Source organism: Candidatus Avelusimicrobium stercoris (assembly GCF_002437085.1).
Classification (GTDB): Bacteria; Elusimicrobiota; Elusimicrobia; order Elusimicrobiales; family Elusimicrobiaceae; genus Avelusimicrobium; species Avelusimicrobium stercoris.
In genome coordinates this window covers 28,246-43,508 of the sequence record NZ_DJOA01000046.1, presented here as the reverse complement: position 1 = coordinate 43,508, position 15,263 = coordinate 28,246, and the positions used below count along the sequence as shown (strand labels likewise).

Here is a 15,263-nt window from a genome sequence, read left to right as displayed (position 1 = left end):
TGGAACGCACCAGCAAAATGTTGGACGACATCTTAAAAACAGGGGCAGATATGCACACCCGGGTACTTCGCTTTTTGGAGCGTATGGACGGGATTAAAAACGCCTTAAACTCGGCTGATAAAGCCTATGAAGATGCCAATACGGCTTTGCAAGGCAAGCAAGGCATTATTCGGGCGGCGGAGCATTTGGAAAGGCTGGGCATTAATCACAAAAACTCTGTAAAACCTTATTTAGAGGACGAAACGACTGCCGTAGCCTTACCGGACGCCCCCAAGAGCGAGGATTAATATGGCAAATATTTGGTTATGGTGTTTATACGGTTTTGCTATCGGTATGGGAGTAATGTTTTTGACAAGGAAATATTGGGTCAAACAACCCGCGTGGGAAGAGTATCTGCAAATGCAAAGTGCTAATTACGAGTTGAAACATAATTTGGATAAAGCCAAAGAAGATATGGCCTTTATGCTGGCCCACGCGGTGCCACTTCCTACCGCTAATACTGGCGCAACGCAAGGCCAACAGCGTGCTCCCGTGGACAGCGGGAAAGATAACGGGGAAAAGGGTTCTGCACGGCAAATTTCGCCCTACGGCGAAGTGTTGCTACTGCAACAAGAGTGGGCAGCCTTCAAGCAGGAACAAAAAGAGGAAATGAAGGATTTTCAAGACAAAGTGAAGTGTGATTTGCGCTATTTGAGAGAAAGTATAACTTCTGCGCAAACGCCCACACTTCCCCCACCGGCAGTCCGAACCCCGCGTATCAAAAAGTACCGCCCGCCGTTTATCCACTGCGGTAAAAAATAAAGTTCAAAACTCCCCTAGGCACACGAACACCTCCTAGGGGAGTTTTATACATTTACAGTTTTTAGACTACAAGTTTGAAGATTTTTTCTATATAGGTCCTATCATCTTCTTTCTGAAAGAAAATGTGGTTTTCTTCAAGGGTTTCCTCCGTTATATCAATAGCCCACGGAATATTATTATGGGGTGTGACAGAAACAATAATACTTTCCAATGAAATAGAACGGTCTGCTAGCTTCGCCTCTATTTCTTTTATTCTCTTATAAAAGGTAATTTTAGGGTCAGACAGGCCGTCTAGGTTTCTTATACCTTTAGGGTCTATAAATACAACATGCTGCTGCTCTCCATCCATCACCCATAATATAAAATCAGGAAAGAATCCGCCCTCTTCAAAAAATCCAAAGCCCGTTTTACTTTGATTTCTTAATAAATATATTTCTTTACCTTGGAGTATGGACGGTTGTTTTTGGCAAAAATCTCTTAAATTGCATACCAAACGCCGCTCTCCCTCATTAAGAGCAACTGGGGTGATAGAAAGCAAATCTTTATTTTCCGTCGCATTGTTTGGTTTATTTGCAAAAATGGGGTTATACAAGTGTTTATCAAAGTACAGAGCACTCATCAAATTAAGGTCAAAGTCTTGTAATTTTCCCTCTTTTATTAATTTTTGCAAGTTTTTTATCTGTAAGATAATATCTTGCTCCGATTCCCGCACTGAAACCACATATTCATCTATTAAATTGCGGTCATCAGCGGAAATTTCACAATATTCCAGTTTATCCTTTTTCCAATCTGCTTCCTTAAAAGAGTAAAACCTATCGCAATATTTTTTTAGTAATGCCAAGCAAATGGCATACACTTGTTCAAATACAGCAAAAGAGGTAATGTCTAGCGCCTCTTTGGGGATGTACAAAGCGTACCAATTATTATGTTCAAATAAATCTTTTATGCTTGCTACACTTAACTTTAAATTATACCATTGTTTTTCGGTCTTATAATCTTGTAAATCCAAATACAATTTGTCCCAATCCATAAAAGCTAAATGTTTGGCCTGCAAGCAGTGGGTTTCTTTTTTTAAGGCTCTGTTTCCTATATTTTTTTCAATGTCAGCGCTACTAATGGCTTGTATTTTGGGGTACCAATCCAGTTGTACCTTGTGTTTTTCAAAATAGGGCAGATAGGATAACTCCGGGGGCTTGCCATTTTTCTTAAAACTCTGATTACCTTTAATCCGCACTACTTTTAATTTTTGATTTGGCAATTTTTTTACACAAGGGATAATCAATTCCACTTTATTATCCGTAGGCATTCCCTCGTTTTTTAATGTCTTTCTAAAAGTTTCCATATAATTGGAACGAATACCAAAAATGTTTAGCGTTTCCAAACATTTTATTACATCTCTATTGGGAAATCTCCCCTCAATAGGCCCCAAACAAGAAAACCGTTTTAGGCAATTTTTATATCCTTTTAAGCGTACGCCCCGCCCAAAAAGTTGGATAATTTCCGAACCTTCGCTCACACCCACATTCATTAGACCCATGGTGCTGACTCTATAACAATCCCACCCCTCGGTAAATTTTTTTGAACCGATTAGTATGTTCAGGGGGGAGGCAGAATCTTTGATAGAATCAAACATTACTCCGGTGAAATTTTGTTCACTTACCAGCAATTCGTGCTGTTGGCACAGTTTTATTAAAGAAGCCGTATCCCCTACATTAATTAAACCAAAGGCAGTATTTTCGCCTATTTGCAAGGTTATTTCCCCATTAGCGCCCCGCAAATCCTTTAGGTGCAAAACACCGCTGCCTACGGAACTATGGAAAACATCCCGCATTATATCATCATACAGAGTTTCCCCTCTTTCTTTAATAAAATTAAACGCATTAGAAAAAACATTTTTTCCATTTTCATCCAAGAAACCGCCCGCAAACAGCCGATTCAAATATTCCACAGCCATTTTTTTATTGGAAACAAAATCTTTAATAAAAAGCAATATTTCTATCACGTCGGACACTTGCTGTTTGCTTTTACCCGTAACGGTAGCACCTACAAACACCCACAAAGGTTTTTCTATATTAAATTGTGTTCGTTCCGGCGTTGGATTTTTCCATACCAGCAATTGCTGGTAATACCCTACTAATGCCCCGGTCAAGTACACTTTTCGGTCGTTTTCGTTTGGCTCTTTATCTAAGTTCAAAATGCGGTAATCCTTTCCATAGCCGTCCGTATAAAACCATTTATAAGCGTAAGAAAAAATGGTACTTTTGGCATATTCGTTGGTAAGGTTTTGCTTATCATCTTTTGTTGCGGATAGTATCACTTGCTCCAAGGTGGCGGAGTATTCAAACGCAAAGCCATTTGTGGATAATTTATCCCTATTATCTTTCCACACATCACCTTTGGCGCCTTTATGTACTTCGTCCACAAGCACCAAATTGTTATTCTCAAAAGCATCCACAGAAACGGTCTTTACTTTCCCCTCTTCTTTTATTTTATTGAGGTCTATAATTTGTACTTTTGCCTTTGCATACAGGCCACCTGCGGTTTTGTCAAAGGGTTCTGCCTCTATTTGGGATAATTCCAAATTGGCCAAATGTTGGCGGGTCAGGCCCTCATTAGGGGTAATTAAGAGGGTTCTATTAATAGAATTTTGTAAATTAAATTTTTCCAAATAATATCTATACTGTAAGATATTAATATGCATAAGCAGCGTCTTGCCGGAGCCCGTTGCATTGCCTATGGCTATTTTGTGTAAATCTGCCTCAGTATAATCGTCTAATTCGTTCCATTCGGCGTGTTCGTGCTTAAAAGCGTTTAATTCATCAAGGAACCCTTGCTTATTAGAAAATAGTTTATCCAAATATATTTCTACAAACAGCAAACAAGCCCATTGAAAGTATTTCCAATAAATAGGGGCAGAACGGTTGCCCTGTATGGCCTTGGTATGGCGGAAAATATTCATATCATACCCAAGGAGCATATCTTTATCCACCCGTGCTTGTTGAAAATGGGAAGAATTAACCAAGGTACTATAAAAATAACTTACACCATCAGGTTGCGTCCCCTCTCGCGCTTCTTTAAGCGTATCCCGTAAACTGCTAAAATCTGCAAATCCCAAGGAGTTTAATAAAAACTTATGAAGCATTAAAGAATCTTCAAAGCGGGGGGATACTTTTTGTTTATTCGTTTTTCTTTTAGCCATATTTATGCTTCCTGCGTAGCAAACATACGCTTCAAAAATTCTTTTTCCAAGGAGCGCACTTTCCATGTTTCTTTGTCGGTGCGGACGTTTTCCAAATTATTATCCCCATTTACATAAATCACGTCCCAATCATAGGTTTTTGTACTGTCGTAATGTTCTTGGAACCACTTATTTAGGGCTTCGTAATCTGTTTTTGTGGTATCTCTCCACAAAACCAAGGTCTTTTCCCCAGTACGGGTACGCCCCTCCAATCGCAAAATATTATCTATTTTGAGAACACTTTCCACCTGCAAGCCAATAAGGTAGTTGAATGTTTCTACCAAATCCACCGGAACGGTTTTAGTTTCGCCGTTGCGGGTGATACGCATTTGATAGTCAAATGGTTGGTTAAAATTGGCGATATTTAGCAAGGAATCCTTGGTTTCCAAGTTGAGCATATAATTAAGCATATACTCTTGTTTAAGGGTCGGATCTTGCAATAGGTCTGCTTGATTTTGTGTCCGATCGGTAAAGACCAAATTATCCAAGGTATCTTCGTAAGATTCCAAACGGATATATTTGAAAAATCCGCCACCATTCCAATTAATATCTTTAGATAAATGTGGCCGCCGGACCATTTCGTTAAATGTGATACGTTTATCTCCCTTTAAGGTGTATTTCAAACGCCCTAGTAAACCTACTTTTTCTTCATTTTTTTCAAAATCAATATATGTCGTTTCAAAATAACGCCCCATTTCCACTCCAAGCCAGCGTCTATTTAACTTATGCGCAACTGATAGTGTTGTGCCACTTCCAGCAAAAAAATCTAGAATAAGTTCTTCAGGCAATAGCGTAGATTGAATTATTCTTCTCATTAAATTTTCTGGCTTTTGTGATGCTAAAAATGAAAAACTTTCGCTAACACGCATTTCTGATTGAGTAAATGAAAATATATCATTCCATAAATCACTAATTGGAAATATTTTTTCGTCTATTATTATTTGCTTTTTAATGAGAGCTCCATTGCTCCACATTTCTACATAGAAATTAAAATCGGATATACTCTTAGCTTGATAATGCTTGCTTTCAGAAATCAGATCCAACCAACCAATAGGGAGCGTCGTTGTATTCCGATTAGGCTTCCAAAGTTTTCTAAAAAAAGATTCTGGGAATTGAATATGAAAAATTGTTTGATGTTTCAAAACAAAATTATTGCCAAAACTTTTGTATCCAAACAAATCATTCTCTTCATCTTTTGTTGAGTTGGTATTATAAATAATTTCCTTAATTTCTCCCGTATTAAACACTTTACCTAAAAGCATTTTTCCAAAACAATTAGCATTTTCATCTAAATGCAGGAAATAATTCCCTGCTTTCGTAAGAAATGTAGTAGATTTTTTTATTCTGTCATACATTAAACTCAACCAAGAAGAATTTTGGTAACTATCTTTATAGTAGAAATCATTTCCAGTATTAAATGGCGGGTCAATATAAATACATTGCACTTTTTCGCGGTACTTTTCTTGCAATAAGTTTAATGCTTGGAAGTTTTCACTATGGATAAGTAAGCCGTTGCAATTTTTGTCCAAATCATCAATACAAGCAAGCAACTCATACTTAAACTCCGCGCTAAAAAAAGCCGTATCTAATACCAAAAATGGGTTCTCTTTCAAAAACTCCACCGTTAAGGGTTCACTATATCCCGTGTGGGTAGTATCTTGCCCAATTTCGTCAATGGCAAACAGTTTTACCCATTCTTTGCGTTGGGCCTCGTTGGTGGCAATTTCGGCATATAATTTTTCGGGGACACGGTCCAAGGTAATACAATAGTTGGTTTCCAAAACAAATTTCTTTTTAAGCCACAGTTTCTTTTGGAAGTCTTCCAAACTGGCCAAAAAAGTGATAATTTTATCTGCAATTTTGCGGAATACTTTTACTTTTGCCAAATAACTTTCCACTTTGGGGGCTGTTTCCGCCTCTATATCGTCCAAGTGCATTATTTCGTTTTTAATGTAAAAGTCCATTTCTTGGCGTAAAAATTTACCCAAATTTTTGTGGATAAAGTAATCGGAAGTGTTTTTTTCGGTAAAAGTGTTCAAGTGTTTGGCCAAAACATTTATTTTACTTTTGGCAGGTATAGCAGCCAAAAGCGCTTTACAAGGCGTTAATATGGGGTTGTTTAGCAAGGTCTGCCCAATAATAGCATTAATTTCATTTTGCTTTCTATTTTCCGGGTCCGGCAAGTAAGAAAAAGACACAATATATACTCCATTTTCAATACGGACCGGATTTTCCGCTACCAAATTGAACCGACGTTCCTTGGTTTCTTTATTATTATTTTGTTCCGTAGTAGCATTTACCACTTCAAAGCGAATTGTGTGTGGTCCTACCTTAAAAGTATAATTGGTAAAATTCTCGCCGGATTTGATGTAATACTGGTCTGCATTGGCCCAGTATAGTTTAACTTCTTCTCCCTCGTACGGCAAGGCATAAACGCCATCTTTATAGCGCCGCTGGGAAATAAAATCCCCCTCGCAATAGTAACGCTTAAAAAAATTATATAAGTGGGAGTAAATTTCTATTTCCGCCGAAGTGGCAGAACCGGCCGTAGCAAGTTTTTTTCTTAATTCCACCACTTTGGGCGAGGTTTCGGGGTCTACCCCTAGGTTTTTGGCGGTTTCAAGGGCTTGGTTTAGTTCTGCTTGAATATCTTTATTTTCTTGTGCGGCATAACCGGCCAATTCCGTTTTTACCTGAGATAGCAAATCTTTATCAATAAAATGCGCAATTTCATCCGCTTTTAGGTTCATAATGCGGTAAATGCCAAAATCCAGTTCCCGCTTATCCAGTTGGAAAATTTCGTGCAGTTTCTGCTGCAATTGCTCAAAAGCCGTCATAAACCTCTCCTATTTTAACTTCCACTTAAAAATAAATAAATTTTGATTACCAATCCGAGCCTGCTGGTGCTTGCGCAGATTATCTATCAGTTGCTTGCGTTCAATTTCAATAGTATCTTCAATATCGTCTAACGTACGCGCAAGCACGCGCCGTTTGGCCGTAAGAGTGGACAGCTCTTGCTCTATGGCCAAACTGCGTTCATAATCTTCGGTATTTGCTACTTCTTTATTTAAGCTATGGATTTTTTGTCTAACGTCGGTATACTCCTTTTCCACCATATACAATTTGTCATTACAAAAACTTTCTATTTTTTGGCTTTCTTCCTTAAAAAAACCCATATTACGCACTTCGGAGCGGTGTTTTGCTTGTGCAAGGCTATGCTCTTGCGCTTGGGATAGGGCTTCTTTTTCAATAGCAAGCGGAGCTTGCGCTTCTTTAATTTCCGTCGGCTCCAACCGCAAAAGTGCCGCCATCACTTCCGGCTCAACGGCCTTTTGGTAATTGTCTATTCCGGTTAGCACCAAATACTCTTCTTTTTCAAAACTATTAATAGTTAACAGCGTGGCAATACCCCAGCCATACTGGTTATTTTGTTGCATTTTCTCCAGAAACAAATGCCGGCGGGCCGCGTGAGAAACGTTAAATGTTATTTCCTCAGGCGGATTAGCAATGTTTTTGGCTACCTGTATAATATGTTCCCCCAACGGTGCGGAAAGACGCAAGACAAAAGAGGGGATAACTTCGCTGTGTTTATCTTCTTGGCGTATAAAATAGTATTTGCCACATTTGCCCAAGGCTGCATTTTGCAAAGTAAAAGAATAATCCTGTTCATCAAAAACCCCATCATTTTTTAGAATGTCTTTTGCTAATCGCCAAAAAAGCTGCTGTTTATCGGACAGTTGCACTTTTGTTTCTTCTAAATTAACTCTTAACCGGCGGTGGACCTCGGCATCAAAATTGCGCAATAGTTCTTGCTTTGTCTTGCGCATATTAACATTAATGCTGGTTTCCATTTCTTTTTTTAACGCATCAAATGCCTCATTTATCTCGTTTGGGGTACGGCAAGTTTGATAAATAGCCAAAATCTTATTTTCAAAATCCACGCCGTCTTCAATACTGCCTAAAATTTCATCCGAAGCACCAAAAACACCTTCAAACAAACGGAATTTAGAAGACAGAAGTTCAAAAACACGTTTATCTGCTTGATTGCTTTGGTTAATAAAATTAATAACTACTACATCATATTTTTGCCCGTAGCGGTGGCAACGCCCGATACGCTGTTCCACCCGTTGCGGATTCCAAGGTAAATCGTAATTAATAACCAAGGAGCAAAACTGCATATTTAAGCCTTCCGCACCGGCTTCCGTAGCAATCATAATGGAGGCATCTTCCTTAAATTGGCGGATTAATTCGTTGCGTTGGAGTTTGTTTCCCCCATGGAAAAGTACAATTTTGTGGGCGTATCCGTGAGCAGAAAGGAAATTAAATAAATATTGCTGGGTACGGCGGCTTTCCGTAAAAATAAGTGCCTTTTGTGGCGCGCCCGTTTTGGACATTTCAACAAAACCTGTTTGCAATGCATCTAGCAGTTTCTCACTTTTACTGTCCGTACCTATGGATTGTGCCAAAGCAATATATTCTTGGATTTCAGCAATTTCTTTATCTAATATGTGGGTATCAATACCCTCAGCGGTCCCCTTATCGGAAGATTCACCTATTTCATCTTCCATATCCGCTTCTATTAGTTCGTCATTCAGCAATTTATCTTCCGTAGCCGTGCTTAATCCCTCTTTTAATTTCTTCATGCGTTCCAACATAGTGGAGAGCGTATTACAAATAGCAACAGAGGAAGATGCCAACAATTTATACAAAATTAAAGAAATTAAATGTTTCTGCCTATGAGGGATGGCATAAAGGCTGTCTTTTTGCAGAAATTTTGAAACTTTTTCATATAGTTCTACTTCTTTTTTAGAAGGATTAAAGGGAAATGTAATCGCCCGCCGTTTAGTGTAGCGGATGTATTCTAAAACATCACTGCGCAACGTCCTGCGGCAAAAAGTAGCCAATCGGTCTTTGAGTACATCATAATGGGTACGAGTGGAAGAATACTGTGCCCGAAAAGATTTTTCATTACCAAAAATATTTTCGTCAATCAGTAAACTCAACCCGTATAATTCCATTAAGGAATTTTGCAAAGGTGTAGCCGTTAATAAAACTTTACGACATTCCCTTAAACCCTGTTTGATGGCTTGCCCAATTTTATTTTTTTCTTTGTATACATTGCGTAATTTGTGCGCTTCGTCCAGTACAGCTAAATTCCAAGATATTTTAACCAATTCCAAGGCGTATTTTGCCGCAAAATTGTAAGAAATAATAATAATTTTATCTGTCAGAGCAAATATTCCGGAAAAATAATTTTTTGAATCAACAATAATGGCGGGAAGGTTAAACTTTTCTTCCAATTCCGCCTTCCATTGTTCGCGCAAAGAAGCGGGACAAATAATAATTAAGTGCCGTTTAATTTCTGCCCAATACTGGCAGAGTATAATGCCGGCTTCTATGGTTTTACCTAGCCCTACTTCATCCGCCAACACAACACCCTTGGATAGCGGAGAGTGGAGCGCAAAAGAAGCGGCTTCAATTTGGTGCGGGTTTAAGTCCACTTGTGCATTTTGCAATGCTTGAGATATGCCATTTAATTTACCGTCTTTCTCTAAAACCGTTAATTCGTAAGCAAAATATTTTTTCTGTGTGTTTGATAGCATATTGCATTCATTCCAGCCGTGCAATTGCCCCAAACGCCCAAGAAGACAATAAAAAACGGCCAATCTGCCTATGGGTACTCAAACACATAAACAAACAGCCGTAGCCTGTTATATAACAGGCATTTGACACGAAGAGAACACGGGTAATTAGTCCGGTTTCTTGTGCCTAATACGACTATTTTCTGGTTTGAGTACCACCTACTGTATAGGTTGTATCCTAAAATCGGATTCCAAAAAACAGTATAAATTGTAAGTTTACCGCTAACTGCGGTTGTACTGTAAAACTCCCATTAAAACTTAATCTTATGATACCACATTTTGGCCTGTTCCTCATATTAATTTGCCTGAATAACTTGTGGATATTTTGCACCTGCACTTTACTTACTAGCTAGAGAATAACACCAACAAGAACAAAGGTTTCACACGATATTCCTTGAAATCCAATGTTCATCGTTCAAATTATCAGATTTTCTTTGTTTTTGATACAGGGTTTATAGGCAATATTATGTTAAATTAATTATTTTACATTATTTTTTATCCCCAAAACCTAACTTCGGTTTACGTTTACCTATTATATAGAGCAGGACACCAGAATTGCACCTGCTCTAATATAAAACGAATAAAAAATGATTAGACCAATTGAAGAGGTGCCAGAATGTCAAATGACGGAATGAACATTAACTTATATGCCAATACAGGAGACTTCCAAATTATTCCCATGAGAGAAAGAGAAGCCAGACACGCCTATTTAGATAAAGCCGAAAAGAAGGCTTTTAAACAGCCGTATATTCACGAGGATTCGGATGATTATATGCCTAACATTCATGTATATGCTGATAACCTAGGGATTACAAGAGTAGAAATACAAGTGTGTCCCAGTAAGCTTTTATATGGTACAAACATCTACGAAACCAAAGAAGAAGACTTAGAACGTTTCTTATCCCTGCTAGTAGAGAGATTGGAATATGCAGGCATTTTAACTGATGAATCTGTGCTACGGAACCACTATTTATCCGGTTGGGATGTCAATAAACCAATCATTTTTCCCATTAGTTCCTCTGTCCTACGATTCCTTTGCTGTCATAATATACCCCAACCTGCTAAATCTAGAAAAGGTTATTCAGTATATGAAGAGTCGAAAGGGTGGTGTGTACATTTTAATTTTCAGAAAAAAGGAATCAAAATATATGACAAAACAGCAGAAGCCCTAAAATGGAACGGAATGCCTGTAGATTTAGCACCATTATTTCAAGAAAGCGGGTGCTGTTTGATTAATTTGGAGTATGCAATGCAAGACAAAAAATCTATTGATAATGAACTAAAACTCATCAAAAGTTATCTCCCTAATACGCTTGAAACAGCATTTAATAGAGAGATATGTTCCAAAATCTTACAGTATAGAACGATTGGTATATTAGAAGGTTTCTTTACAATTCAAAATGATATGGAAAAAAACTTAGCATCTATAGAGCAATCCTGTGATAAGCATAAAAAACACAATGGCTTACAAAAAAGGAATGCCTTATTTGGTGCTGTTTGTAAGTTTAATACTCTAGGTTATGCTGATTACTATAAATACCTAAAACAACACTCTTCACAAAAAGATGCAAGAAAGCATTTGGATCTTCTTAAAAAACTCAATCTTTCTAGAATGCCTGAAGAAAGAGTTTTTAAAGAGACTATCTTAGAGTCTTTATATTCCAAAGATTATATTACTGAGAAGAGTATTATAGAAACATTACAGAGATATAAGAATGATAATTTTATACCCCCTGAAATCCCTGTAATACAGGGAAATGATGAACAGGAGGGCGCAGCCAATGCAAACTAATGCAAGTCCATTAATGGATGTAAACGAAGTGGCCGCTTATTTACATCTTTCCCCTGCTACTATCTATTCAAAAAGGACCCGTGGGGAATTTCCCAAAGGAACTATAGTTAAGTTATCTGGGAAATTGCTTTTTAAGCGGGCAAAAATAGAGCAAATGGTGGAAGAAGCCACAGAAGATTCCTTTGGGCACTCTTAAGCAGAGACTCGGTTATTTCACTTGCTCAGACTCTAAGAACCGTTTCAGGGCTAACCGAATAACCGAAGATAAGTTACGGTCTTCCCGAAAGGCATAATCTTTGGCTTGTTTCAAAAGTTCTTCAGGGAGCGTAAAACTTATCGTTTTAATTTTTTGTTGATTATCTTGTTCTAGCATATATAGATAATAGCAAATTTGATTTGATATGAAAATATAATACTTGACAATATCATATATTATTATATAGTATGATATTATAATATTGGAGAATATTTGATATGAAAATTTATCAAGATAAGAAAGGACGTTATGTGCTTGATGGTTATGATAAGACGGGGAAAAGACATCGCAGAATTGTTGCTATGAATGAATCTGCCGCAAAAAAGGAACTAGCAAAATGTATGGATGAGTTCTATAAAGCCAAAAATGACCCACGCTTAATGCAAGAAAGCCAGTTATTTAAGGATATGGCTCCCCTGTTTATCAAACATCACATAGAATTACGACCTTCTAAACAAACCTATATGGCAATGTTTGAGAAAATTTTAGACCACTTTGCTAACTATACGCTAAAGGAAATAACCCCATTAGAGGTGCAAAGTTTTTACAATCAAAAGGCCCTAGAAACTTCCTATGCAAATGCGGACCGTTATTTTGGTATTATCAGCAAGTTTTTTAATTGCTTAAACGACTGGGACAAGTACAGCGGGCCTAATCCGTGCCGGAAGGTTAAAAAACAACGCGATGCAGAACCCTTTGAAGCCCACCCGATAAATGAACAAGAGATTCAAAAACTCTTGCCATTCATTAGCGATGAAGTGCGCCCTTGTGTCACCATTGGGTTTTATACAGGGCTTAGACGGCAAGAATTGCTGGGCCTGCGCTGGGAAAATATTGATTTTACACACCGAACAATCTATATTCCTAAAACAAAGACCGAACGCCCGCGCACCTTGGGGCTAACCGCAGATATTGCGCAAATATTGCAGGGCTTAAATCCGCAAAAAAGCGGACTTGTATTTGAAAAAGTGACTAAAGACAAATTAAAATACCAACTCAATCACGCTTCCGAAAAAGCCGGGATAGGCCATATCCGCCCACACGATATGCGGCATTCATTTGCAGTTAATTTTCTAAACCGTGGCGGGACTTTGGAGCATTTACAAAGACTCCTTGGGCACAGCAAAATAACCACCACACAACGCTATTTGCGGTTCAAAACAGGAGAAATCGCCAGTAAAATGATGGTAATGGACGGGATGATTTCGCTTAGTATTGTATAGTGGATAAATTTAATCTACGCACAAACTACGCACTTTTTGCGTATTTTATGCGTAGTTTATGTTATAATAGTTTCATGGGAGTGAATTATGTATATCTACCAAAATAAAAACTGGCCACACTTTATGTGGAATGAAACCAAGATTTTATCCTTACTTGCACAGGTAAAATTGGCGCAAGGGTTGTTATTGGGTAAAATGCAAAATATTGGGTTTGCTATGCAGGATAACGCCTTACTTCAAACGCTAACAGAAGAAATTTTAAAATCCAACCAAATTGAAGGCCAACTGTTAGATATAGCGCAAGTTCGCTCCTCTATCGCTAGGCGTTTGGGACTACCCAATGAGGATATTCCGGTGGCCCGCGATGTAGAAGGTACAGTAGAAATGATGTTAGATGCTATCCAACACTATGATGCTCCTATTAACAAGGCTCGCTTATGTGCGTGGCATCAACATATGTTCCCTAATGGCAAGAGTGGTTTTTATACGATTCAAGCGGGTGATTACCGCGATGATAAATTAGGCCCAATGCAGGTTGTTTCGGGCCCGATGGGACAAGAAAAAGTACATTACCAAGCCCCCGATGCTAATGTACTAGACGGAGAGATGGATAAATTATTTCATTTTATTAATAATGACAATACGGACAATGTACTCAAAGCCGCTATCACTCACTTATGGTTTGTTGTTTTGCACCCATTTGACGATGGGAACGGACGGATTGCACGCGCTTTAACGGAATTATTACTAGCACGGAGCGAATCTTCTTCCAATCGGTTTTATTCCATGTCGTCTCAAATCGCCAAAGAGCGTAAGGAATATTATAAGCAACTGGAAATTACTCAACAAGGTGATTTGGATATTACGGACTGGCTGGAGTGGTTTTTACAGACGTTAGAAAAGGCCATCAAAGATTCTGAAGAACTTTTAAAAACGATACTGGCTAAAGCGACCTTTTGGAAACAGCATCAAGGCGAAACTTTTAATGACCGCCAAAACAAGATGCTCAATATGCTGTTTGATGGTTTTACAGGTCATTTAACCAGTACCAAGTGGGCCAAAATCTGTAAATGCTCTCACGATACTGCTTCCCGTGATATAGCCGACCTGCAACAACGCGGCATTTTAGAACAAATTGGCGCTGGAAGAACAACACATTATAAACTCAAGCAATAAGAGGTTTTTATGAATGACACTTTTGAATGTCCTTTTTGTCATGAAACACACGAAGTGACTGGAGAACATATTTGGTTTCCCTGTCTTGGAGGATTTTCCTTGAATTGGTCAAAATGCAAGGATTATATTCAACTACATTATCAAAATCAAGAACAACACTGTTGGACCGTTCTCGCTTATCACATTGCACATAAGTTTAATCTCATTTCCTATGCAGGAGTCCATCGTCAACCTATTGATTTTGAAAAAGTTTTAAAAGAAAATATCTTACCAACCCCAATAGAACAAATTGATAATATGGTTTTGTTTTTAGGAGAACGCTCCAAATTTTTAGGTAAAAATTTAGATTTTGACCCTGTTTTAACTTATCAATTGAATGCTTGGGCAGGTATCATAAATGAAGAAAATTTTCTTGCTTTAATCCAAGCGCTAGAAGAATTTGATTATATTAGCCAAAAATCAATTCATTCAGAAAACCTTATTAGTGTAAAACTTTCTCTTAAAGGATGGGAGTATTTCAAGTCTTTACAAGAGAGAAATCCTGCAAGTAAACAAATATTTATGGCTATGAAATTTGAAGATAAAGCCAAACATTTTGTTAATACACACCTTAAACCTCTAACACAGAAATTAGGTTTTGATTTAAAATTATTGGACGAAATAATTAGCGAAGAAAGTTTAATTGATGACAAACTACGTGTAGAAATTAAAAAAAGTCGCTTGCTTATCTGCGATTTAACCCACGGCAATCAAGGAGCATATTGGGAAGCAGGTTATGCGGAAGGATTAGGTATTCCCGTATTATATATTTGTTCTAAAACAGCATTTAATTCAAAGACGAGGAAGCCCCATTTTGATGTAAATCATCAAGAGATTTTTACTTGGGCAAATAATAAGGAGAGTATCACAAATTTCAAACAGCAATTGGAAGCAAAAATTATTTTATTGACTCAGCAACTAATCTGCTAATTTTTAGTTACTGGCAATATTTTGGCAATGGTAAAAAGGGGCAAATGCTAACGCATTTTCTCGTCGGAGAATCAAGCATAAAAGTTCATTTGCACCCTTGACATGGGAAAGGTCATAGGTTCAATCCCTATACTGGGCACCATTTATGAAACTCCCCGAGCTCACG

11 protein-coding genes are annotated in these 15,263 nt (G+C 37.9%); 7 read left to right on the top strand and 4 right to left on the bottom strand.

Annotation, left to right across the window (positions count from 1 at the left end):
* Together rmuC and B2118_RS06705 are read left to right on the top strand one after the other, a co-directional pair.
* Positions 1–287 (top strand): DNA recombination protein RmuC (rmuC, locus tag B2118_RS06710; RefSeq protein ID WP_428054408.1); only part of this gene is annotated, 287 nt, incomplete at its 5' end.
* 1 nt (position 288) lies between these two features.
* Positions 289–801 (top strand): hypothetical protein, encoded by a 513-nt coding sequence (locus tag B2118_RS06705; protein ID WP_428054406.1) that lies wholly within the window; start codon positions 289–291, stop codon positions 799–801.
* 61 nt (positions 802–862) lie between these two features.
* On the opposite strand, the gene B2118_RS06700 is transcribed toward B2118_RS06705, so the two are convergent.
* From B2118_RS06700 to B2118_RS06690, 3 genes are read right to left on the bottom strand one after another with little or no spacing between them, the layout of a single operon-like run.
* A complete protein-coding gene (locus tag B2118_RS06700) occupies positions 863–4,000 on the bottom strand; it encodes a DEAD/DEAH box helicase family protein (protein ID WP_428054404.1) in 3,138 nt (1,045 codons plus the stop codon).
* A 2-nt stretch (positions 4,001–4,002) separates the two neighbouring features.
* Positions 4,003–6,876, bottom strand: coding sequence for a DNA methyltransferase (locus B2118_RS06695; RefSeq protein WP_428054402.1), 2,874 nt, complete (start codon positions 6,874–6,876; stop codon positions 4,003–4,005).
* Positions 6,877–6,885: 9 nt separating this feature from the next.
* A complete protein-coding gene (locus tag B2118_RS06690; RefSeq protein ID WP_428054400.1) occupies positions 6,886–9,642 on the bottom strand; it encodes an SNF2-related protein in 2,757 nt (918 codons plus the stop codon).
* Between the two features lie 670 nt (positions 9,643–10,312).
* On the opposite strand from B2118_RS06690, the gene B2118_RS06685 reads away from it, so the two are divergent.
* Both B2118_RS06685 and B2118_RS06680 read left to right on the top strand, forming a co-directional pair.
* Positions 10,313–11,473: a hypothetical protein gene (locus B2118_RS06685; protein ID WP_428054398.1), complete on the top strand. Its 1,161-nt coding sequence runs from the start codon at positions 10,313–10,315 to the stop codon at positions 11,471–11,473.
* Positions 11,463–11,669, top strand: coding sequence for a helix-turn-helix transcriptional regulator (locus B2118_RS06680; RefSeq protein WP_428054396.1), 207 nt, complete (start codon positions 11,463–11,465; stop codon positions 11,667–11,669). The genes B2118_RS06685 and B2118_RS06680 overlap by 11 nt, the downstream gene beginning before the upstream one ends.
* A 12-nt stretch (positions 11,670–11,681) precedes the next feature.
* Here B2118_RS06680 and B2118_RS06675 read toward each other — a convergent pair whose 3' ends face one another.
* On the bottom strand, positions 11,682–11,846 hold the full coding sequence (locus tag B2118_RS06675; RefSeq protein WP_428054394.1) for a hypothetical protein: 165 nt from the start codon (positions 11,844–11,846) through the stop codon (positions 11,682–11,684).
* A 101-nt stretch (positions 11,847–11,947) separates the two neighbouring features.
* On the opposite strand from B2118_RS06675, the gene B2118_RS06670 reads away from it, so the two are divergent.
* The 3 genes from B2118_RS06670 to B2118_RS06660 all read left to right on the top strand — a co-directional run bounded on the left by B2118_RS06670 (position 11,948) and on the right by B2118_RS06660 (position 15,097).
* Positions 11,948–12,952, top strand: a complete 1,005-nt coding sequence (locus B2118_RS06670) for a tyrosine-type recombinase/integrase (protein WP_428054392.1) — start codon at positions 11,948–11,950, stop codon at positions 12,950–12,952.
* Between the two features lie 87 nt (positions 12,953–13,039).
* Positions 13,040–14,128, top strand: a complete 1,089-nt coding sequence (locus tag B2118_RS06665) for a Fic family protein (RefSeq protein ID WP_428054390.1) — start codon at positions 13,040–13,042, stop codon at positions 14,126–14,128.
* 9 nt (positions 14,129–14,137) lie between these two features.
* Positions 14,138–15,097: a hypothetical protein gene (locus tag B2118_RS06660; protein WP_428054388.1), complete on the top strand. Its 960-nt coding sequence runs from the start codon at positions 14,138–14,140 to the stop codon at positions 15,095–15,097.
* The last annotated feature ends 166 nt before the right edge of the window (positions 15,098–15,263 follow it).